Genomic DNA, 19,472 nt, shown 5'->3' with positions numbered 1-19,472 from the left:
AACGGCCTGTCCGTGCAGGAGTCACCGCCTCAGCGGTGACTCCTGCACGGCCCGATCCGATCAGGTGCGGGCGATCTCGCGCATCTCGAAGGACTCGACGATGTCGCCGATCTTGATGTCCTGGAAGTTGCGGAGCACCAGACCGCACTCGAAGCCCTCGCGGACCTCGGCGGCGTCGTCCTTCTCGCGGCGGAGCGAGGCCAGGTCGAGGTTGTCGGCCACCACGGCCCCGTCGCGCAGGACGCGGACCTTGGCGTTGCGGCGGACGACACCCGAGGTGACCATGCAGCCTGCGATGTTGCCGGCCTTGGACGAGCGGAAGATCTCGCGGATCTCCGCCTGCCCGAGGGTCGACTCCTCGTAGATCGGCTTGAGCATGCCCTTGAGCGCCGCCTCGATCTCCTCGATCGCCTGGTAGATGACCGAGTAGTAGCGGATCTCGACACCTTCCTTGTCGGCCATCTGGCTCGCCTTGCCCTGCGGGCGGACGTTGAAGCCGATGATGATGGCGTCGGAGGCGGCGGCGAGGTCGACGTTGGTCTCGGTGATCGCACCGACACCGCGGTCGATGACGCGCAGCGACACCTCGTCGCCGACGTCGATCTGCGACAGGGCGTCCTCGAGCGCCTCGACCGAACCGGACACGTCGCCCTTGAGGATGAGGTTGAGCTCCTGGCTCTCGCCCTTCTCCATGGAGGCCATGAAGTCCTCGAGGCTGCGGCGGACACGGCGCTTGGCCTGCATGGCCGCGCGCTCGCGCGCCTCACGCTTCTCGGCGATCTGGCGTGCCATCCGGTCGTCCTCGACCACGATGAAGTTCTGCCCGGCACCGGGTACGGCGCTCAGGCCGAGCACCATCGCGGGACGCGACGGGTCTGCCTCGGTCATCTCGTTGCCGTGCTCGTCGAGCATCGCGCGGACACGGCCGTGGGCCGGACCGGCGACGATCGAGTCGCCGACGCGGAGCGTGCCGCGCTGGACCAGCACCGTGGCGACCGGGCCGCGGCCGCGGTCGAGGTGCGCCTCGACCACGAGGCCCTGGGCGTCCTGGTCGGGGTTGGCCCGCAGGTCGAGCGACGCGTCGGCGGTGAGCACGACGGCCTCGAGCAGCTTGTCGAGGTTGAGACCGGCCTTGGCCGAGACGTCGACGAACATCGCGTCGCCGCCGTACTCCTCGGGGATCAGGCCGTACTCGGTGAGCTGGCCGCGCACCTTCGTGGAGTCGGCCTCCGGCTTGTCGATCTTGTTGACCGCGACCACGATCGGCACGTCGGCGGCCTTGGCGTGGTTGAGCGCCTCGACCGTCTGCGGCATGACACCGTCGTCGGCCGCCACCACGAGGATCGCGATGTCGGTCGCCTGGGCACCACGAGCACGCATGGCGGTGAACGCCTCGTGACCGGGGGTGTCGATCAGGGTGATGCGACGGTCCTCGCCCTCGACCTCGGTGTGCACCTGGTAGGCACCGATGTGCTGGGTGATGCCGCCGGCCTCCTTGTCGACGACGTTGGCGTCGCGGAGGGCGTCGAGGAGCTTGGTCTTTCCGTGGTCGACGTGACCCATGACCGTGACGACCGGCGGGCGGACGACCAGGTCGGACTCGTCGCCCTCGTCGGCACCGAACTCGAGGTCGAACGTCTCGAGCAGCTCGCGGTCCTCGTCCTCGGGGGACACGATCTGGACGACGTAGTTGAGCTCCTCGGCGAGCAGCTCGAACGTCTCGTCACCGACCGACTGGGTCGAGGTCACCATCTCGCCGAGCGAGAACAGCATCTGCACGAGGGCAGCGGCGTCGACGTTGATGCGCTCGGCGAAGTCGGTCAGCGAGGCGCCACGCGGGAGACGGACGGTCTCGCCGTTGCCCTTGCGGACGCGCACGCCACCGATGGTCGGGGCCTCCATGGCCTCGAACTCCATACGACGCGCGCGCTTGGACTTCCGTCCACGACGCGACGGACCTCCGGCGCGACCGAACGCACCCTGGGTCTGGCCACGCTGGCCGGGACGACCGCCGCCGGGACGACCGCCGCCCGAGGGGCCGAAGCCACCGGGACGACCCGGAGCGCCGCCGGGGGCACCACCGGGCGCGCCGGCACGACCCGGGGCACCGCGACCGGGAGCACCCGGACGACCGGGGCCTCCGCCCGGGCCACCGCGGGCCGGACGGCCACCGGGACCGTTGCCGAAGGCGGCCGGGGACTTGGGCATCATCGCCGGGTTGGGGCGAGGCATGCCGGGACGGCCCTCGCCGCCGGCCGGCGGGCGCGGGGGACGGTTGTCGTCGCCGCTCGAGGTGCGCGGGGCGGGACGCGAGCCCATGCCCTGGCTCGAGGCGAACGGGTTGTTGCCCGGACGCGGGGCGCCGGGGCGACCGACCGGACGGGGAGCCGGGGACGGCGCCTTCGCCGCGGGTGCAGCGGGGGCCTCGGGCTCGGCCGGCGGCGGCGTGGGCTGGGCGGCCGGCGCCTGCGGGCCCGGCTTGGGACCGGGCTTGGCGGCGGGAGCGGGCGCCTCGGCCGCGGGGGCCTCGGCGGGCACCTCGGGCGCTGCGGCCGGCTTGGGGCCGGGCTTGGGGGCGGCCCTCTTGGCGGCGGGCTTCTCGGCCGGCGCCTCGGCGGCGGGGGCGGAGGCCGCTGCGGCCTTCAGCTCGTCGCCGTACTGCTTCTTGAAGCGCATCTCGACGGGGGGCTCGACGGTCGACGAAGCCGACTTGACGAACTCACCCATCTCCTTGAGCTTCTCGAGAACGAACTTGCTCTCGACTCCGAACTCCTTGGCGAGCTCGTGGACTCGGGTCTTTGCCACGGTGCGTTACTTCTCCTTCTGGTCCGTGACCCCAGAAGGAGGGGAAACGGAACAGCTAGTGGGTGAACAGCCTCATTACGAGTTACTCATCGAGTGCTCATGAGCTGTGTGCTCCAGTTCCTGGTCGGTGCTGATGTGGTGTGAATGTGGCGAGCGCGGTGAGGTGGTCGGCCAGCAGTGTGTCGTCGAGCGGGGCTCCCGAGCGGAGTGCCCGGGGGAATGCGCGGCGACGCACCGCGAGCTCCCAGCACTCGGACGTGGGGTGCAGGTGCGCCCCGCGACCGGGTGCCCGGCGGTCCGGATCGGGCACCAGGGCCGGTCGGCCCTCGGCGTCCGAGCCTGCGACCACCCGCAGCAGCTCGCTCGCAGCGGCCCTGGTCCGGCAACCCACGCAGGTCCGGACGGGTCCGGGCGCAGGTGTGTCGGACGTGGTGGCCACTGACGTCCACTCTACTGCGTGGCACCAGTGCTTTACGAACTGAGCCTCACTCGGGCTCGGGAGCCTCGTCCGACCGGATGTCGATGCGCCAGCCGGTCAGGCGCGCGGCGAGGCGGGCGTTCTGGCCCTCCTTGCCGATCGCGAGCGAGAGCTGGAAGTCGGGTACGACGACGCGGCACGAGCGGGACGCGAGGTCGATGATCTCGACCGAGGTGACCCGCGCCGGGGACAGCGCGTGGGCGACGAGCTCGGCGGGGTCCTCCGCCCAGTCGACGATGTCGATCTTCTCGCCGTGCAGCTCGCTCATCACGTTGCGCACGCGCTGGCCCATCGGGCCGATGCAGGCACCCTTGGCGTTGACGCCCGGGACGGCAGAGTGGACCGCGATCTTGGTGCGGTGACCGGCCTCGCGGGCGATGCCGGCGATCTCGACGGTGCCGTCGGCGATCTCGGGCACCTCGAGCGCGAAGAGCTTCTTCACCAGCGTCGGGTGAGACCGGGACAGCGTGATCTGCGGACCGCGCATGCCCTTGCGGACCGAGGTCACCAGGCACTTGATGCGCTCGCCGTGGACGTACTTCTCCCCCGGCACGCGCTCGCTCACCGGCAGCAGCGCCTCGAGCTTGCCGAGGTCGACCATCACGTCGTCGGGGTTGCGACCCTGCTGGATCACGCCCGAGATGATGTCGCCCTCCTTGCCGGAGAACTCGCCGAAGCGGATCTCGTCCTCGGCGTCGCGCAGCCGCTGCAGCATGACCTGCTTGGCGGTGGTGGCGGCGATCCGGCCGAAGCCCTCGGGAGTGTCGTCGTACTCCGGGCCGGCGGTGCCGTCCTCGTCGACCTCCCGGGCCCAGACGGTGACGTGCCCGCTCGTGCGGTCGAGCTCGACGCGCGCGGGGTGCTGGGACTCGGTGGCGCGCTGGTAGGCGGTGAGGAGGGCCTGCTCGATCGCCTCGGCGAGGACCTCGAAGGAGATCTCCTTCTCGCGCTCCAGCATCCGCAGGATGCTCAGGTCGATGTCCATCAGTCGTTCTCCTCGTCGTCGTGCTGGTCGTGCTGGTCGTGCGCGCCGCCCTTCGGGCGGTTGAACTCGATCTGCACCAGCGCCTTGGTGACCTCGGCGTAGGCCACCTCGCGCTGCTCGCCGTCGACGTCGAGCGTCGCGGCCGTGTCGTCCGACCCGACGATCCGGCCCGTCACCTCGCTGCCGTCGGCGAGCGTGGCCCTGACCAGGCGGTCCTGGTTGCGGCGCCAGTGGCGCGGCAGGGCGAGCGGGCGGTCGACGCCGCGCGAGGTGACCTCGAGCGTGTAGGGCATCTCGCCCATCACGTCGGACTCGTCGAGCACCCGGGAGACCTCACGGGTGGCGTCGGCGACGTCGTCCAGGGTCACTCCCCCGTCCTTGTCGACCGCGACGCGCAGCACGCGGCGCTTGCCGGCCGGAGTCACCTCGACGGCCTCGACGTCGAAGCCCAACGCGCTCAAGGGGTCGACCAGCTCCGCCTCGATGCGGTCCCGGGTGGCGTCCTGGCGGGCAGTGCTCATGGGGGCTGCGACCTCCTGTGAAGTTGTCGAAGGGGTCACGATAGCGGCCGGGAGGCAACGGGGCCGAACGGCCGCCGGCTGGTCCGGTCCGGCCGGCTGCTCATCTAGGGTTCGGGGGTGCCCGGACGCCCGCTCTCACGTCGTACGACGCTGGGCTCGGCGCTCGCCGCACCTCTGGTCCTCGCGGCCTGCGACATCGACCCGCCGCCCTCCGACCCGACCTCGTCGGCCACGCCGGAGCCGCCCGAGGACGCCGAGCTCGTCGCCACGGTGGTCGCCGCCCTCGTCCGGGCCCGGGGCGTGCTCGAGGAAGCACTCTCGGCTGCTCCCGACCTCGCGCCCGTGCTCGCCCCGGTCGCCGATGCCCATGCGGCCCACCTCGACGTCCTCGTCGGCGCCGTACCGGACTCCGAGGTCCCGACGGCCCCGCGCCCGTCGCTCCCTCCACGCCCGGCGGCCGTGCTCGCGAACGTCCAGCGGTCGGAGCAGCGGCTGCTGCGGACCGCGCGCACCGGATGCCTGGACGCCCGCAGTGGTGACCTCGCGCGCGTGCTGGCGAGCGTCGCGGCCTCCACGTCGCAGCACGCCGCCGCCCTCACGGGGAGCGCCGGATGAGCGTCCTCGACGCCCTGCAGGAGACCCTCGCCGGCGAGCACGCGGCGCTGTACACCTACGGCGTGCTCGGCGCCCGCACCTCGCAGGCGGCCACGCCGGACCTCTACGACGCCCTCACCGCGGGCTACCGACGCCACCGCGCGCGGCGCGACCGGCTGCGGGTGCTCGTCGAGGAGGCCGGTGGCGTCCCCGTGGCGGCAGCGGCGGCCTACGAGCTCGACGGGCCGCTCCTGCGCGCCGCGCAGGTCGAGGCGGCCGCGGTCACGATCGAGGAGTCCAGCACCGAGGCGCTGCTCGCGCTGGTCGCACAGTCGGTCGGCCCGGTGCGCGAGTGGGCGCTGACCGAGGCGACCTGGTCGGCGACCTGGCAGCTCGAGCTCGGCGGCGAGGCCCGGACCTGGCCGGGCGCTCCCGAGCTCGGCTGAGCGCAGCGCTCACGAACAGAAACGGCCCGCGGCCTCAACCCTTGGGAAAGTCCCGAGATCTCTCCCAAGGGCCGAGGACGCGGACCGTCTGATGGGGTTGGTCAGCATCACCCTGTGCGAACTCCTCCTGTGGGGGTGGTGGAGCCGCATGCACAATCATGCATTCGATCCAGCGGTTGCGATAGCGCATCCGACTTGCATGTTCCTGCACCGCACAAACTTGCAGGACGGAGCAGCCTCAACTCTCGCTGTCCCAGCCGCGGACGATGGCCGGGATCTCGAGCAGGGAGGTGATGCTCGCGTCGGGCTCGCCCTCGGTGTGCCCGACCTGCGTCGCCGGGATCGTGCTGAGCGGGACGTGGATCGCACGGAGGCCGGCGTTGTGGGCGCCCCAGACGTCGTCGAAGAGCCGGTCCCCCACGTAGACGCAGGCGGCCGGGTCGGTCACGCCGACGGCCCGCATGGCCGCCTCGAAGGCGAGCGGCGACGGCTTGGTCCACGGGACCTCGCTCGAGTACACGTCGCCGTCGACCAGGTCGTACACCCCGTCGCGCTCGAAGAAGCCGACGTGCCACTCCCGCGGCCACACGGTGTTGGAGAGGACCCCGACCTTGACGCCCATCGACCTGAGCTCCTCCCACATCGGCCGGACCTCCGGGTCGGTGAGCGTGTGGGGCTCCCAGAAGTCGTAGTAGGCGCGGAGCAGGTCGGGGTCGTGCTCGAGCCCGGCCTCGGTGAAGAGGTCGGCGATCGTCGAGCTCTGCTGGTGGTCGCGGCTGCGTCCCCAGATCACCTCGCCGGCGCGGTGGAGCCTCTCGGCGTGGGCGTGGTGGTCGTCGTCCGGGGACGGCGTACGTCGTACGGCCTGGGCGAGCGCGACGGACTCGGCGTGGAAGTCCACGTCGTGCCACCGCGTGAGCGTGCCGCCCCAGTCGAAGATGACAGCCTCGATGCGCGCCATGTGCGCGAACCTATCGGGCGCGTACGTGCACCATGAAGGCAGTTCGCGACGCTGACGGGCCGATCCACGCCCAGCAGTCGGCGCACGGCGACGAACTGCCTGCCTGGTGTCCCACCGGTCAGGCCCGTACGACACCCACGATGTGCGACGCGGCCCGCTCGACAGCGACCTCCTCGCGCGCGCCCGACGCACGGTCGCGGACCTCGACCGTGCCGTCGGCGAGACCACGGCCGACCGTGACGATCGTGGGCACCCCGATGAGCTCGGCGTCCTTGAACTTCACGCCCGGCGTGATCTTCCCCGTGCGGTCGTCGAGCAGCACGTCGAGCCCGGCGTCCTTGAGCTCGCGGGCGAGCTGCTCCGCCGCGCCGAGGATCACGTCGTCCTTGCCCGCGGCGACCACGTGCACGTCGGCCGGTGCGACGTTGCGGGGCCAGGACAGACCGAGCTCGTCGAGGGTGCCCTCGGCGATCGCGGCCACGGCACGGGACGGTCCGATGCCGTAGGAGCCCATCGTGACGGTGACGAGCTTGCCGTTCTCGTCGAGGACCTTCAGCCCCAACGCGTCGGCGTACTTCCGGCCGAGCTGGAAGATGTGGCCCATCTCGACGCCGCGGGCGGACTCGAGCGTGCCCTCGTGGCAGTTCGGGCAGGCGTCGCCGTCACGCACGTCGGCGGCCTCGATGGTGCCGTCGGGGGTGAAGTCGCGACCGACGACCATGTCGATGACGTGCGAGCCGTGGACGTTGGCGCCGGTGACCCAGCGGGTGCCCTCGGAGATGCGCGGGTCGACGACGAAGCGGATGCCGGACTTCGACTCCTCCCCGAGCACCTCGGGGCCGATGTAGCCCTTCACCAGCGCCGGGTGCCTGGCCAGCTCGGCCTCGTCCATGGGCTCGACCTCGATGGGCTCGAGCTGGCCCTCGAGGCGCTTCTGGTCGACCTCCCGGTCGCCGGGCACGCCGATGGCCAGCGGCTCGCGCGTGCCGTCTGGATGCTTGAGCACGACGAGCACGTTCTTGAGGGTGTCGCCGGCGACCCACGGCCGGTCGTCGCGGGGGAAGGCTGCGTTGAGGTGGTCGACCAGGCTGTCGATGGTGGGCGTGCCGGGGGTGTCCTCCGCGTGCGCGGCGGGCGCGTCGTCGTACGGCACGGGGGCGGGCGTGGGCACGGTGACGGCCTCGACGTTGGCGGCGTAGTCGCAGTGCGTGCAGCGGACGTAGGTGTCCTCACCGACCTCGGCCTTGGCCAGGAACTCCTCGCTCGCCGAGCCACCCATCGCACCGGAGGTCGCCTTGACGATGACGTACTCGAAGCCGAGGCGGTCGAAGATGCGGATGTAGGCGTCGCGGTGCTTGCGGTAGGACTCCTCGAGCCCGGCGTCGTCGACGTCGAAGGAGTAGGAGTCCTTCATGATGAACTCGCGCCCGCGCAGCAGCCCCGCGCGGGGACGCGCCTCGTCGCGGTACTTGGTCTGGATCTGGTAGATCGACAGGGGCAGGTCCTTGTAGGACGAGTACAGGTCCTTCACCACCAGGGTGAACATCTCCTCGTGCGTGGGGCCGAGGAGGTAGTCGGCGCCCTTGCGGTCCTGCAGGCGGAAGATGTTGGGGCCGTACTCGGTCCACCGGTTGGTCGCCTCGTAGGGCTCCTTGGGGAGCAGGGCGGGGAACGACAGCTCCTGGGCGCCCATGTCGTCCATCTCCTCGCGGATGATGTCCTCGATCTTGCGCAGGACGCGGAGACCGAGGGGCAGCCAGGTGTAGATGCCCGGCGCGTTGCGGCGGATGTAGCCGGCCCGGACCAGCAGCTTGTGGCTCGGCACCTCGGCGTCGTTCGGGTCGTCGCGCAGGGTGCGCACGAAGAGGGACGACATGCGGAGGATGCGGGCGGCCATGCGCGCAAGGATAGGTGGGGGCCTCCGCGCGCTGCGAACCAGATTCCTCCACCGGTCGGCGCAACCATCCCGGTCCCCCGCACGTCACCACCTGAGACACCGACACCAGGGGGAACCGCATGCGCCGTACGACGGCCACCGCACTGATCTCGGCACTCGCCGCCGGCCTCGCGCTCGCCGCGCCCGCCGGGGCTGCCGCTCCAACCACCGACCTGCAGCCGCAGCGCCTCGAGCGCGGACCTGACGTCGCCGGCCCGAGCGTCGAGGACGGCGTCTTCGTCGACGGTGGACGTCGCGTCGACCTGCCGGGGAACGACGGCGCCGTCATCGGCGACACCCCTACCGGCTGGGTCGTGGGGACCTGGCGCACCAACGCCGTCGGGGAGCGGCTCGGTGGCCGGGTGGTCAAGGTCGACACGTCCGGCAACGTCGTCACGCTCGCCCGTCGCGTGGACCCGATGTCGCTGGTCCTCGGGGAGGACGGCTCCTACCTCGTCGGCGTGCTGGACCCCAGCCGCTCACGAGGCACGGTCACCGTCTGGGGCGTGGTGTCGACGGACGCCTCCCCCTCGGGCGAGCGCGGCTTCCGCGGCTACCCCGAGGTCCTTGCGGTCAACGGCGTCAAGGCGCTGATCCGCACCACCACCCGCACCTTCTGGTGGAACTTCGCCCGCGACGAGGTGCGCAAGCCGCTCACGACGAAGCCCGCCGGACCCGCGAACGTCCAGCACGACCTCCTGCAGACCTTCACCAAGGACCCCTACCTCGGCGGCTGCGCCCAGGTCGTGCGGCTGCAGCGCCCGGCAACCGTGCGGTGGCGCTCGTGCCGCGAGCGGGTCGCCGCCTTCTCCCCCGACGGCGCCACCATGATCACCATCGGCATCCTCACCGACGGCGTCGGGCCCGGCGAGGTCACCCTGCGTCGCACGGACGGGAAGAAGCTCGCCACGTGGACCACCAGCTGGTTCGACGGCTGGCGGTGGGAGTCGCCGGAGGCCGTGCTGCTCGACGTCAACGGCGCGCGGACGTCGGCCACCGTGCGCTGCGTGCTCGCCGACTGCGAGAACGCCACCGACCCGGTGAAGGTGCAGTCGCCCTGACCTCAGGTCCCCAGGACGGTGAACGACGCCGCGGTGGCGGCCAGCACCTGGTCGCCGGCCGAGACCTGACGAGCGGCGAGCAGGGCATCGCCGAGGCCGGCACCCGCGCGGAGGGCCGCGTGCAGGGCAACCATCACCTCCACCGTCGCCGCGTCGTCGACCTCGGCGAGGCTGGACACGACACCCGCCGTGCCCATCGACAGCAGCGCCGCGGCCAGACCCAGCAGCTCCTGGTCGCCGACCGGCGCCATGACTCCCGACTCGCAGGCGGACAGCACGACCCGGTGCGGCGGGCGCGCCAGGTGCTGGAGGTCGTGCACGAGCAACGGGCCGTCGGCCAGCGTGAGGGACGAGAACAGCGGGCTGTCCTCGCGGAAGTGGCCGTGGGCGGCGACGTGGACGAGTGCGGCACCGTCGAGCGCGGCCAGCGAGGCGGCCACGGTCGCCCGGTCACCGCCGAGCACCTCGGCGCGCGGGTCCTCGGTCGCGATGGCGGGCACCTCTGCCCCACCGCTGCCCAGGCCGGGCCCGACGAGCATCACGCGACGGTCGGTGTCGGCGGCGGCCGACCGCGAGCGCAGCCACAGCCGCGCGGACGGCGTACTGGTGACGGGGCGGTCGGCGAGTGCGGGCAGCAACCCCCACGGCACGCCCTGGAGGGATGAGGTGCCGGAGACGACGACGCGGGACTCCCCCACCCCGTCGAGGGACGGGCCGAGCAACGCGCGCTGGAGACGAGCGCCCGCCACGTCGAGCTGCGCGCGCCGGCCGCGGGCCGCCTGGCGGAGGGTGAACAGGGCGAAGTCGACGGCTGCGGCCGCTGCCGCTGCGGGACCGACCTCGTGGTGCTGGACGCGCCCACGCCCCGCGACGAGCGCGTGGAGGACGCCGTCGACCTCCGTCAGCTCGACGAGGACCGTGTCGTCCGCCCGCAACGCGTCGACGAGCTCGCCGACGTCCAGCGCGGAGGCGGTCACGCCAGACCCGCGTGCGTTGAGAAGCCGGCGACGCACGGCCTGCTCGAGGCGGGTGACGCGCGCCTGCAGCTGGTCGGTGCGCTCGCCCTGCGCACGCGCGGCGGCGAGCGCCTGGTGCTGGGCACGGAGGGCGGCGAGGTCGGCGGCGGTCTCCGGGTCCTGCGCCCCGGCGGTCGACGGTACGACGAGCGCGTTGGCGCGCCAGCGCTCGGACCACTGCAGCAGGTGGCGCGGGTCGCCGGAGGCGAGCGCGGTGCGGGTGCCGAGCTCGGCCAGCGCGGCACCATGCCCCGACATGAGCGCGCGGAGCTCGTGGCTGCCGAGGCTCGCCTGGTGCTCGTCGAGGGCGCGCAGGCCGCGGTCGCACGCCCGCAGCACGCCCCCGTTGTCGCCCGCGGCGTCACGACGCTGCGCCAGGGCGAGCCACCCCAGTGCCCGGACGGCGCGGTGGGGGGCCCGGCGGTAGCCGGACGCCTCGTCGAGCCACGCGTCGGCCAGGGCCGCAGCCCGCGGGGACCGCACGGCCCGCGCCAGCCGCGCACCGAGCAGGAGCGCCTGCGGGAGCTGAGGCATCCGCGCCTCGCGCATCCGCGTGACCACGCGCTCGGCGCGGCGCAGCAGTGCTGCGGAGGGGTGCCCCAGCTCGGCGCGTGCGGCTGTCGCGAAGAGGTCGGCCTCGAGGCTGGGCGCATGGCGCGACTGGGCACGCATGAGGGACGCCCCCTCGTCGGCCGCCGAGGCGGCACGCTCCCAGTCTCGCGCCGCGAGGGCCGACTCGGCGACCGAGACGAGGAGGTCGGCGCGCTCGCGAGCCAGGAGGGGGCGCGCGACCAGGGCCTGCTCGACGACGGCGAGGGCGTCGCTCGCCAGGCCGCCGGCCAGGTAGGACGTGGCCTGGTCGAGGACGAGGTCGACGTTGGTCATGCCCAGCGCGTCGAACTGCGCCCTGGCGTCGGCGTACGCCTCGAGCGCCTCGGGCAGGTCGCCCCGGAGGTAGGACACCCAGCCCCTGTTGTGGCGCGCGGTCGCGACAGCGGAGTGCTCACCCGACCGCACGGACAGGTCCTCGAACCGCTCGAAGGCCTCCGCCGCCGAGTCGAGCGCGCCGAGCTTGGCGTCGGCGAGCCCCTCGAGGTTGAGGGCACGCGCCTCCCACACCTCGTCGCCCGCGCCGGCGAACAGCCGGCGCGCCTCGCGGAGGTCGGCAGCACTCTCCTCGAAGCGGGCCATCAGGTGCCCGGTGACCAAGGCACGACGCACCAGCACGCGGCCGCGGGGCACGCCGTCGAGGGCCGCCGCGGCGCGGTCGAGGTGTCGGAGTCCCTCGCTCGCCCGCCGGGCCATCGCCAGCGTCGCCCCGTACGTGGCCAGCACCTCTGGCCACCGCTCGGCGTCGTCGCACCGGCGCGCGAGCCGCAGCGCGGTCCTGAGCTCGGCCAGGGCGCGGTCGGCGTGCCCGAGGTCGCGGAGGACGATGCCGACCACCTGGTGGCCGATCGAGGCCAGGTACGGATCGGGGTCGGGCACCAGCTCGGACTCGGCCGTCGCGCGGGCCGCCGCCGGGTCGGTGAACAGGGTGCGCAGCACCTCGTCCGCCTCGGCCCGGTCCACGGCTCCATCCTCGCCGATCGGGATCCGGCCGTGGCCGGGATTCCACCCCGCGAGGCGATCGGCGCCGCTAGCGTCGCGCCATGAGCGACTGGAAGATCGGCAACGACTCACGACGACGTACGACGGACCAGCTCCGGGACCTGCGAGCCGCCAACGACGGTGGCGTGGCCTGGGACACCGAGGCACCGGCGGACTTCACCTACCTGTTCCACCCCGACCGCGTCCTCATGCGGTCCGACGACACCGCCGACTTCGAGCGCGCGGTCGCCCAGCTCGACAAGGGCGTGCTCGAGGAGTCGCCGCGGGTGGACGCCGAGCTGCTCGACGGCCAGCTCGTCCGCTACGTCCTGCCGCGGCGCCCGGGGGGTGAGACCGTCCCGGAGCTGCTCGACCTGCTCGAGCGCGCCGGGCTCCGCCGGGGTGCCGTGTCACCGGACCACTGGGTCCACGTCGCCCCGGGTGGTGGCGGCGGAGGGTCGGCCTGCCCGGCGACCGAGCCGGAGGAGACCGGCCTGACCGAGCCGTGGCCGCGCCTGGCTCCCCAGAAGCGCGGCCGCACCGTGAGCGTCGTGGTCGTCGACACCGGGTGGAACCCACCGTCGGGCAGCGACCCGCGCACGCCGTGGCTCGACGGCGTCACCGGCGACGACGAGGAGAACGGCCCCGAGCTGCGGCCGTACGCCGGCCACGGGACGTTCATCGCCGGCGTCGTGCGATCGATGGCACCGACGTCGGCGGTCTTCGTCGAGGGCTTCGCCGTCGGCGGCATCGGGGGCGGCGGCATCCTGGAGTCCGACCTGGTCGGGCAGCTCGAGGAGGCGCTCGGCCACGACCCGCAGGTGATCAACCTGTCCGCCGGCTGCCGCACCCGCGACGACCTGCCGTCGATCGCGCTCGAGGTCTTCCACCGCACCCGCCTGCGCCGACGGGACTGCGTGCTGGTCGCCGCCGCGGGCAACGACTCGTGGGCGGCGCCGTTCTGGCCGGCCGCGTTCCCGTGGGCTGTCGGGGTGGGCTCGCTCGATCGCGACGGCCGGGTCTCGGACTTCAGCAACTACGGCGTCTCGGCCGACGTCTTCACGCTCGGCCGCAACCTCGTGAACGCGTTCCCCGACGGCACCTTCGTGTGCCACGAGAGCCCGAGCAAGGGCGACGTACGGGTGTTCAGCACCGGACTGGCCCGCTGGAGCGGTACGTCGTTCGCGGCCCCCGTCGTGGCAGGACTGATCGCCCGCCACATCAGCGAGACCGGATCGACGGCCGCGGAGGCGCGCGACGCCGTGCTGGCCGGGGCGACCCCCGACTCGGACCCCGTGGTCGGACCGCACCTGGAGCTGCACCCGGACTTCGAGTGAGACGCCCTCAGACGTCGAGCCAGCGGCTGCGGGCGACCCGCCCGCCGATCGTGACCGCGAAGCGCACCGATCCGGTGGGCGTGGCGGTGAGGGCGAAGAAGCCGACCTCGTCGACGCCGGTCGTCCAGGACGCGCCGTCGCGCGTCTCCAGCGCGACCTCGACCGAATCCATGTCGCCGGGGTGGTCCAGCAGCTGGCCCTTGACGTCGGTGCCGTCGATCTCGGCCTCGAGCGACCAGCCGGCCGCGGCATTGAAGTAGAGGACGCGGGACGTGCTCAGGCCGCGCACCTGCGCGACCGGGCCGTCGGCGGAGTCGCTGACCAGCGTGAGCATCTCCCACTCGTCGTCCAGGCCGGCGGCGGCCACCGCGGCGATCATCGTCGCGGTCAGGTCGGGCGGCGGCGGGTCGTAGGTCACCCACATCGTGCGCAGCTCCTCGAGGAGAGCGAGGTCCTGCGCGGTGTCGTCGGCATCCCGGTCGGTCATCGCCCGCCTCCTTTCGTCAGTGCGGTCCGGACCTTCGCCAGGCAGCGGGCCCGCGTGGGTCCGATGCTCCCGACGGGCATGTCGAGGTCCTGGCTCAGGGAGTGGTAGTCGGGCCGGTCCAGGAAGGCGACGACCCGCAGCAGCTTGCGGCAGCGTTCGTCGACGGACGCCACGGCTCCCCACAGCCGTGACGCCTCGTCGTCACGCAGGGCGGTCTCCTCCGCCGGCTCCTCGTCCGGGAGCGCGTCGTGCAGGGTCTCGTCCTGCACCGGGGCCGCACGTCGCGCGGTCCTGGCATGGGCGGCAGCGCCGCGCCTGGCTGAGGTGATCAGCCAGGACGCGACCGCCTTGGGGTCCTCGATGGTCTGGTGCAGGCGCACGAACCCGAGCCACGTCCCCTGGATGACGTCCTCCGACGCCTGACGGTCGTGCCCGTACGCCCTCACCACGTGCCAGAGGACCGGTGTCATCGTGGCGACCAGCTCGTCCACGGCGGTGGGGTCCCCCGACCTCCACGCGATGAACGCCTCGCTGGCCCTGTTCCACGGTGACTGATCGAGCTGCCCCTCAGCCCTCCGGTTCTCCGACATGGTGACCATTGTCCCCATGTCACTACAGGTGTGTCCCACCGCCGTGCTGATACACGGGATGAGGAACCGGTTTCAGAACATCATCGTGGCGAAGGTCGCGGTCTGCACGAACCCGACCCGGGCGTAGGCCGCGCGGGCGGGCTCGTTCCACTCGTTGACGTAGAGCGAGACGACTGGCGCCATGCCGGTCCCCAGGACGTGGTCGACCACCGCGGCCATCCCCGACACGCTGAGTCCCTCGCCCCGACGGTCGGGCCGCACCCAGACGCCCTGCACCTGGGCCGCGTACGGCGTCGCGCACGCGACCTCGGCCTTGAACACCACACCCGCGTCGTCGAAGCTGGCCATCGACCAGCCACGGCCGATGAGCTGGCGGATCCGCGCCCGGTAGAGGTCGCCGCCGCCCGCGTCGTTCTCGGGCGAGACGCCGACCTCCTCGGTGTACATCGCCACGCAGGCCGGGTAGAGGACCTCGAGGTCGGCGGGCGTCGTGACCCGCACCTGCGGGTCGCCCGCGATGCTCGAGGGCCGGTCCATCTGGAGGTGCGGCTGCCGCGCGCGGATCTCGCGTGGCCGGGCCCACCGGGGCTCGAGGACCTGCCACAGCGACGCCACGACGTCGCTCGGACCGACGATCGTGCCGACGCTGTTGCGGCGACGCAGCGCGGCGTCGGCGAACGCGTCGACGTCTTCGGGCGTGCACTGCACCGGTACGAGGTTGGCGCCGAGGTGGCAGCCGGCGACGAGCCGGTCGTCCTCGAACCGCCCCCACACCTGGCCGCCGAGCCAGCGCTCGTCGAGGTTGGTGAGGCGGGCGCGGTAGTCGGCGAAGACGTTGACCACCGGGTCCTGCTCCGCGAGCGCCACGAAGCTGTCCCGGTCGCCCGGGCCCAGCACGCGCACCTGTCCTAGCCCGCGGGTCCTCAGCACCCTCGGAGCCTACTCACGAGACCGAGACGGTGGCCTCCACCCGAGAGATTCCTCAGAGGCCGGCGAGCAGTGGTCAGCTGACGCTGACCACGGGCTCGCCGCCCTCGAGGGGCTCCATGCCCTCGGCGATGCGCATGGCCTCCTCGATGAGGGTCTCCACGATCTGCGACTCGGGGACGGTCTTGACGACCTCGCCCTTGACGAAGATCTGGCCCTTGCCGTTGCCGGAGGCGACGCCGAGGTCGGCCTCGCGGGCCTCGCCGGGGCCGTTGACGACGCAGCCCATGACGGCGACGCGGAGCGGCACCTCGAGGCCGTCGAGTCCGGCGGTGACCTCCTCGGCGAGCTTGTAGACGTCGACCTGCGCACGGCCGCACGAGGGGCACGACACGATCTCGAGGCGACGCGGGCGGAGGTTGAGCGACTCCAGGATCTGCAGGCCGACCTTGACCTCCTCGACCGGCGGCGCGGACAGCGAGACGCGGATCGTGTCGCCGATGCCCTGCGAGAGGAGCGCCCCGAAGGCGACCGAGGACTTGATGGTGCCCTGGAACGCCGGACCGGCCTCGGTCACGCCGAGGTGCAGCGGCCAGTCGCCGGCCTCCGCGAGCAGCTCGTACGCGCGCACCATCACGACCGGGTCGTTGTGCTTGACCGAGATCTTGAAGTCGTGGAAGTCGTGCTCCTCGAAGAGGCTCGCCTCCCACACGGCCGACTCGACGAGCGCCTCGGGCGTCGCCTTGCCGTACTTGTCGAGGATCCGCTTGTCGAGCGAGCCCGCGTTGACGCCGATCCGGATCGACGTGCCGCGGTCCTTGGCGGCCTTCGCGATCTCCTTGACCTGGTCGTCGAACTTGCGGATGTTGCCGGGGTTCACGCGTACGGCGGCGCAGCCGGCGTCGATGGCCGCGAAGACGTACTTCGGCTGGAAGTGGATGTCGGCGATGACCGGGATCTGCGAGTGCTGCGCGATCTCGGGCAGCGCGTCGGCGTCGTCCTGGCTGGGGCACGCCACGCGCACGATGTCGCAGCCGGTCGCGGTGAGCTCGGCGATCTGCTGGAGCGTGGCGTTCACGTCGGAGGTGAGGGTCGTCGTCATCGACTGCACGGAGATCGGCGAGTCGCTCCCGACGCCCACGGACCCCACCTTGATCTGGCGGGTCTTGCGGCGCGGAGCGAGGACCGGGGGCGGGAGTGCGGGCATGCCCAGGCCGACGGAAGTCATGGCCACAGTCTAGGAGGGCGACCCCCGCTCCCCCGAGTCGGCGAGGGTGCGGAGGAGGGTCAGCTCAGGTGCAGGGGTACGACGAGGTCGGCGACGATCAGCACGACGCCCATCACCAGCATCGCGAGCCCGACGACGTACGCCACGGGGAGCAGCTTGGCGACGTCGACGTGCCCGGGGTCGGGACGGCCGCGGAGGCGTGCCACCCCGCGCTTGAGGCCCTCGTAGAGCGCGCCGGCGATGTGGCCGCCGTCGAGGGGCAGGAGCGGCACGAAGTTGAACATGCCGATGAAGAAGTTGAAGCTCGCGACGAGGAAGAGCAGCGTGACGAGCTTCTCGGTCATCGGGAAGGCGTCGCTCGCCGCGGCCTCGCCGGCGAAGCGGCCGCCGCCGACGATGGAGACCGGGCTCTCGGGGTCGCGCTCCTGCAGCCCCACGATCGCGCGGCCCACGTCCCAGACCTTGACGGGCAGCTGGCCGAGCGCCTGGACCGTCTCGACGGTCATGGTCTCCATCTGCTCGAGCGTGTAGAGCGGGCCGCCGGTCGCGAGGCTGACCTCGGGCTGCACGCCGAGGAAGCCGACCTCGGTCAGCTGGTCGCTCTCCAGCGACGTCTGCCGCAGCGTCACGGTGGTGTTCGTCTCCAGCGTGAGCAGTCGGCCGTCGCGGCGGACCTGGATGACGGCGTCACCGTCGGCGTTGTCGCGGATCTGCGCCTGGAACCGGTCCCAGTCGGTGAACGGCGTGCCGTTGAAGCTCACGATCACGTCGCCGGGCTCGATGCCGGCCTTCGCGGCCGGGGACTCCGGGTCGTCCTCCGTGCACGCGCGGCCGGCGTCCGCGACGGGGATCACGCAGGCCGGCACGTCGGCGACGGTCGGCTCGACGACCTGGTCGCGCGGGTTGCCGTAGGTCCAGAAGAGCACCGTGAAGAGCGAGAACGCGATGGCGATGTTGACCATCGGGCCGCCCGCCATGACGATCACCTTCTTCCACCACGCGAGGCGGTAGAAGAGCCGGTCGGTGTCGTGCTGCTTGACGTACTCCCACTCGGCCGCGCGGGCGTCGGAGATCAGCTGGGTGAAGAGCCCGGTGTTGGAGCGCCGCACCTTGTAGACCGGCTCGCCGTCCTCGTCGTACGTCGTCTCCTCGACGAGGTCCTGCGCCCCGGGCGGGAGCATGCCGACGATCTTGACGTAGCCGCCGAGCGGAATCGCCTTGACGCCGTACTCGGTGTCGCCGATCTGCTTGCTCCACACGGTGGGGCCGAAACCGATGAACCACTGCGGCACCTTGCAGCCGAACTTCTTCGCCGGGACGAGGTGGCCGAACTCGTGGAGGCCGATCGAGGCGAGGATGGCGACGACGAAGGCGAGGACACCCAGGGTGTAGAGCAAGGCGGTCATGCAGGGGCGTCCTTCTGGGCGATCAGGGCCGCCGCCTCCGCGCGCGCCCAGGCATCGGCGGCGAGGACGTCGTCCACGGTGAGGTGCTCCCCCGATCGTACGTCGTGGGTGTCGAGGACACCGGCAACCGTGGGGATGATGTCCACGAACCGGAGCCGGCCGGTGCGGAACGCCTCGACGCACTCCTCGTTGGCCGCGTTGTAGACCGCCGGCGCCGTGCCGCCGAGCCCACCCGCGGTGCGCGCCAGCGACACGGCCGGGAACGCGTCGTCGTCGAGTGGGAAGAACTCCCAGCTGCGGGCGGTCGTCCAGTCGTAGGCCGGAGCCGCGTCGGGCACGCGGTCGGGCCACGCGAGGCCCAGCGCGATCGGGATCATCATCGTCGGCGGGCTGGCCTGGACGATCGTCGAGCCGTCGACGAACTCGACCATCGAGTGCACGTCGCTGGTCGGGTGGACGACGACGTCGATCCGGTCGAACGGGATGTCGAAGAGCAGGTGCGCCTCGATGACCTCGAGGCCCTTGTTGACCAGCGTCGCCGAGTTGATGGTGATGACCGGTCCCATCGACCACGTGGGGTGCTGCAGCGCCTCCTCGACCGTGACCGAGGCGAGGTCGTCTCGGGTGCGCCCGCGGAACGGCCCGCCGGACGCGGTCAGCACGAGTCGCCGTACGTCGCCGTGCGAGCCCGCGCGCAGGCACTGCGCCAGCGCCGAGTGCTCGGAGTCGACCGGCACGACCTGCCCCGGCTTCGCGCGGTCGGTGACGAGGGAGCCGCCCATGATGAGCGACTCCTTGTTGGCCAGCGCGAGCGTGTTGCCGGCGTCGAGCGCGGCCAGCGTGGGCCGGAGCCCGACGGCACCGGTGATGCCGTTGAGGACCACGTCGCACGCGCGCGCCGCGGCCTCGGTGGACGCCTCCTCCCCCAGCCCGGAGAAGGCGGGCGCGAACTCGGCCACCTGTGCGTCGAACAGCTCCTCGTTGGAGCCACCCGCGGTCAGCCCGACGACCCGGAACCGGTCGGGGTTCGCGCGGACGAGGTCGAGCGCCTGCGTGCCGATGGAGCCGGTCGAGCCGAGGATCACGATGTCGCGGGCGGTCACG

General features: G+C 72.3%; 17 protein-coding genes. 4 read left to right on the top strand and 13 right to left on the bottom strand.

Annotated features, from left to right (window positions below):
- Positions 1-60: 60 nt before the first annotated feature.
- From infB to rimP, 4 genes are all read right to left on the bottom strand, one after another.
- Positions 61-2,805, bottom strand: a complete 2,745-nt coding sequence (gene infB / locus L2K70_RS06275) for a translation initiation factor IF-2 (RefSeq protein WP_236400452.1) — start codon at positions 2,803-2,805, stop codon at positions 61-63.
- Between the two features lie 97 nt (positions 2,806-2,902).
- A complete protein-coding gene (locus L2K70_RS06270) occupies positions 2,903-3,196 on the bottom strand; it encodes a YlxR family protein (protein ID WP_308195773.1) in 294 nt (97 codons plus the stop codon).
- Between the two features lie 94 nt (positions 3,197-3,290).
- A complete protein-coding gene (nusA, locus tag L2K70_RS06265) occupies positions 3,291-4,268 on the bottom strand; it encodes a transcription termination factor NusA (protein WP_236400450.1) in 978 nt (325 codons plus the stop codon).
- Positions 4,268-4,789, bottom strand: coding sequence for a ribosome maturation factor RimP (rimP, locus tag L2K70_RS06260; RefSeq protein ID WP_236400448.1), 522 nt, complete (start codon positions 4,787-4,789; stop codon positions 4,268-4,270). The genes nusA and rimP overlap by 1 nt, the downstream gene beginning before the upstream one ends.
- Before the next feature lie 117 nt (positions 4,790-4,906).
- Here rimP and L2K70_RS06255 point away from each other — a divergent pair, with 117 nt between their 5' ends.
- Together L2K70_RS06255 and L2K70_RS06250 are read left to right on the top strand one after the other, a co-directional pair.
- Entirely contained in the window at positions 4,907-5,404 is a 498-nt protein-coding gene (locus L2K70_RS06255) for a hypothetical protein (protein ID WP_236400445.1), read from the top strand.
- Positions 5,401-5,829, top strand: a complete 429-nt coding sequence (locus L2K70_RS06250; RefSeq protein WP_236400443.1) for a DUF4439 domain-containing protein — start codon at positions 5,401-5,403, stop codon at positions 5,827-5,829. The genes L2K70_RS06255 and L2K70_RS06250 overlap by 4 nt, the downstream gene beginning before the upstream one ends.
- Before the next feature lie 238 nt (positions 5,830-6,067).
- Here the strand turns inward: L2K70_RS06250 and L2K70_RS06245 are convergent, their stop codons facing one another.
- Both L2K70_RS06245 and L2K70_RS06240 read right to left on the bottom strand, forming a co-directional pair.
- Positions 6,068-6,790: an HAD family hydrolase gene (locus tag L2K70_RS06245; RefSeq protein ID WP_236400442.1), complete on the bottom strand. Its 723-nt coding sequence runs from the start codon at positions 6,788-6,790 to the stop codon at positions 6,068-6,070.
- A 118-nt stretch (positions 6,791-6,908) separates the two neighbouring features.
- A complete protein-coding gene (locus L2K70_RS06240; RefSeq protein ID WP_236400440.1) occupies positions 6,909-8,687 on the bottom strand; it encodes a proline--tRNA ligase in 1,779 nt (592 codons plus the stop codon).
- 119 nt (positions 8,688-8,806) lie between these two features.
- Between L2K70_RS06240 and L2K70_RS06235 the strand changes: the two genes are divergently transcribed.
- On the top strand, positions 8,807-9,787 hold the full coding sequence (locus L2K70_RS06235; RefSeq protein ID WP_236400438.1) for a hypothetical protein: 981 nt from the start codon (positions 8,807-8,809) through the stop codon (positions 9,785-9,787).
- Between the two features lie 2 nt (positions 9,788-9,789).
- On the opposite strand, the gene L2K70_RS21575 is transcribed toward L2K70_RS06235, so the two are convergent.
- Positions 9,790-12,375: a CHAT domain-containing protein gene (locus L2K70_RS21575; RefSeq protein WP_236400436.1), complete on the bottom strand. Its 2,586-nt coding sequence runs from the start codon at positions 12,373-12,375 to the stop codon at positions 9,790-9,792.
- 80 nt (positions 12,376-12,455) lie between these two features.
- On the opposite strand from L2K70_RS21575, the gene L2K70_RS06225 reads away from it, so the two are divergent.
- On the top strand, positions 12,456-13,730 hold the full coding sequence (locus L2K70_RS06225; protein ID WP_236400434.1) for a S8 family peptidase: 1,275 nt from the start codon (positions 12,456-12,458) through the stop codon (positions 13,728-13,730).
- A 7-nt stretch (positions 13,731-13,737) separates the two neighbouring features.
- Here L2K70_RS06225 and L2K70_RS06220 read toward each other — a convergent pair whose 3' ends face one another.
- The 6 genes from L2K70_RS06220 to L2K70_RS06195 all read right to left on the bottom strand — a co-directional run bounded on the left by L2K70_RS06220 (position 13,738) and on the right by L2K70_RS06195 (position 19,471).
- On the bottom strand, positions 13,738-14,217 hold the full coding sequence (locus L2K70_RS06220) for a hypothetical protein (RefSeq protein ID WP_236400432.1): 480 nt from the start codon (positions 14,215-14,217) through the stop codon (positions 13,738-13,740).
- Positions 14,214-14,807: an RNA polymerase sigma factor gene (locus L2K70_RS06215; RefSeq protein WP_236400430.1), complete on the bottom strand. Its 594-nt coding sequence runs from the start codon at positions 14,805-14,807 to the stop codon at positions 14,214-14,216. The genes L2K70_RS06220 and L2K70_RS06215 overlap by 4 nt, the downstream gene beginning before the upstream one ends.
- A 72-nt stretch (positions 14,808-14,879) precedes the next feature.
- The gene (locus tag L2K70_RS06210) at positions 14,880-15,737 is read right to left on the bottom strand and encodes a GNAT family N-acetyltransferase (RefSeq protein WP_236400428.1); all 858 of its coding nucleotides are present in this window, start codon (positions 15,735-15,737) and stop codon (positions 14,880-14,882) included.
- Positions 15,738-15,810: 73 nt separating this feature from the next.
- The gene (gene ispG, locus L2K70_RS06205) at positions 15,811-16,962 is read right to left on the bottom strand and encodes a flavodoxin-dependent (E)-4-hydroxy-3-methylbut-2-enyl-diphosphate synthase (RefSeq protein ID WP_236400426.1); all 1,152 of its coding nucleotides are present in this window, start codon (positions 16,960-16,962) and stop codon (positions 15,811-15,813) included.
- Between the two features lie 59 nt (positions 16,963-17,021).
- A complete protein-coding gene (locus tag L2K70_RS06200; RefSeq protein WP_236400424.1) occupies positions 17,022-18,368 on the bottom strand; it encodes a M50 family metallopeptidase in 1,347 nt (448 codons plus the stop codon).
- A complete protein-coding gene (locus L2K70_RS06195; protein ID WP_236400421.1) occupies positions 18,365-19,471 on the bottom strand; it encodes a 1-deoxy-D-xylulose-5-phosphate reductoisomerase in 1,107 nt (368 codons plus the stop codon). The genes L2K70_RS06200 and L2K70_RS06195 overlap by 4 nt, the downstream gene beginning before the upstream one ends.
- Position 19,472 lies beyond the last annotated feature (1 nt).

The organism is Nocardioides potassii (genome assembly GCF_021648885.1).
In the GTDB taxonomy this organism is placed as follows: domain Bacteria; phylum Actinomycetota; class Actinomycetes; order Propionibacteriales; family Nocardioidaceae; genus Nocardioides; species Nocardioides potassii.
The sequence above is the reverse complement of the archived record's forward strand: the minus strand, read 5'-3'. Positions and strand labels throughout refer to the sequence as shown.

What these genes read in the sequence shown, in the direction of transcription:
- nusA (WP_236400450.1), bottom strand. Translation starts at nt 4,268, where the DNA reads ATGGACATCGACCTGAGCATCCTGCGGATGCTGGAGCGCGAGAAGGAG.
- rimP (WP_236400448.1), bottom strand. Translation starts at nt 4,789, where the DNA reads ATGAGCACTGCCCGCCAGGACGCCACCCGGGACCGCATCGAGGCGGAG.
- L2K70_RS06250 (WP_236400443.1), top strand. Translation starts at nt 5,401, where the DNA reads ATGAGCGTCCTCGACGCCCTGCAGGAGACCCTCGCCGGCGAGCACGCG.
- L2K70_RS06245 (WP_236400442.1), bottom strand. Translation starts at nt 6,790, where the DNA reads ATGGCGCGCATCGAGGCTGTCATCTTCGACTGGGGCGGCACGCTCACG.
- L2K70_RS06240 (WP_236400440.1), bottom strand. Translation starts at nt 8,687, where the DNA reads ATGGCCGCCCGCATCCTCCGCATGTCGTCCCTCTTCGTGCGCACCCTG.
- L2K70_RS06235 (WP_236400438.1), top strand. Translation starts at nt 8,807, where the DNA reads ATGCGCCGTACGACGGCCACCGCACTGATCTCGGCACTCGCCGCCGGC.
- L2K70_RS06225 (WP_236400434.1), top strand. Translation starts at nt 12,456, where the DNA reads ATGAGCGACTGGAAGATCGGCAACGACTCACGACGACGTACGACGGAC.
- L2K70_RS06220 (WP_236400432.1), bottom strand. Translation starts at nt 14,217, where the DNA reads ATGACCGACCGGGATGCCGACGACACCGCGCAGGACCTCGCTCTCCTC.
- L2K70_RS06215 (WP_236400430.1), bottom strand. Translation starts at nt 14,807, where the DNA reads ATGTCGGAGAACCGGAGGGCTGAGGGGCAGCTCGATCAGTCACCGTGG.
- ispG (WP_236400426.1), bottom strand. Translation starts at nt 16,962, where the DNA reads ATGACTTCCGTCGGCCTGGGCATGCCCGCACTCCCGCCCCCGGTCCTC.
- L2K70_RS06200 (WP_236400424.1), bottom strand. Translation starts at nt 18,368, where the DNA reads ATGACCGCCTTGCTCTACACCCTGGGTGTCCTCGCCTTCGTCGTCGCC.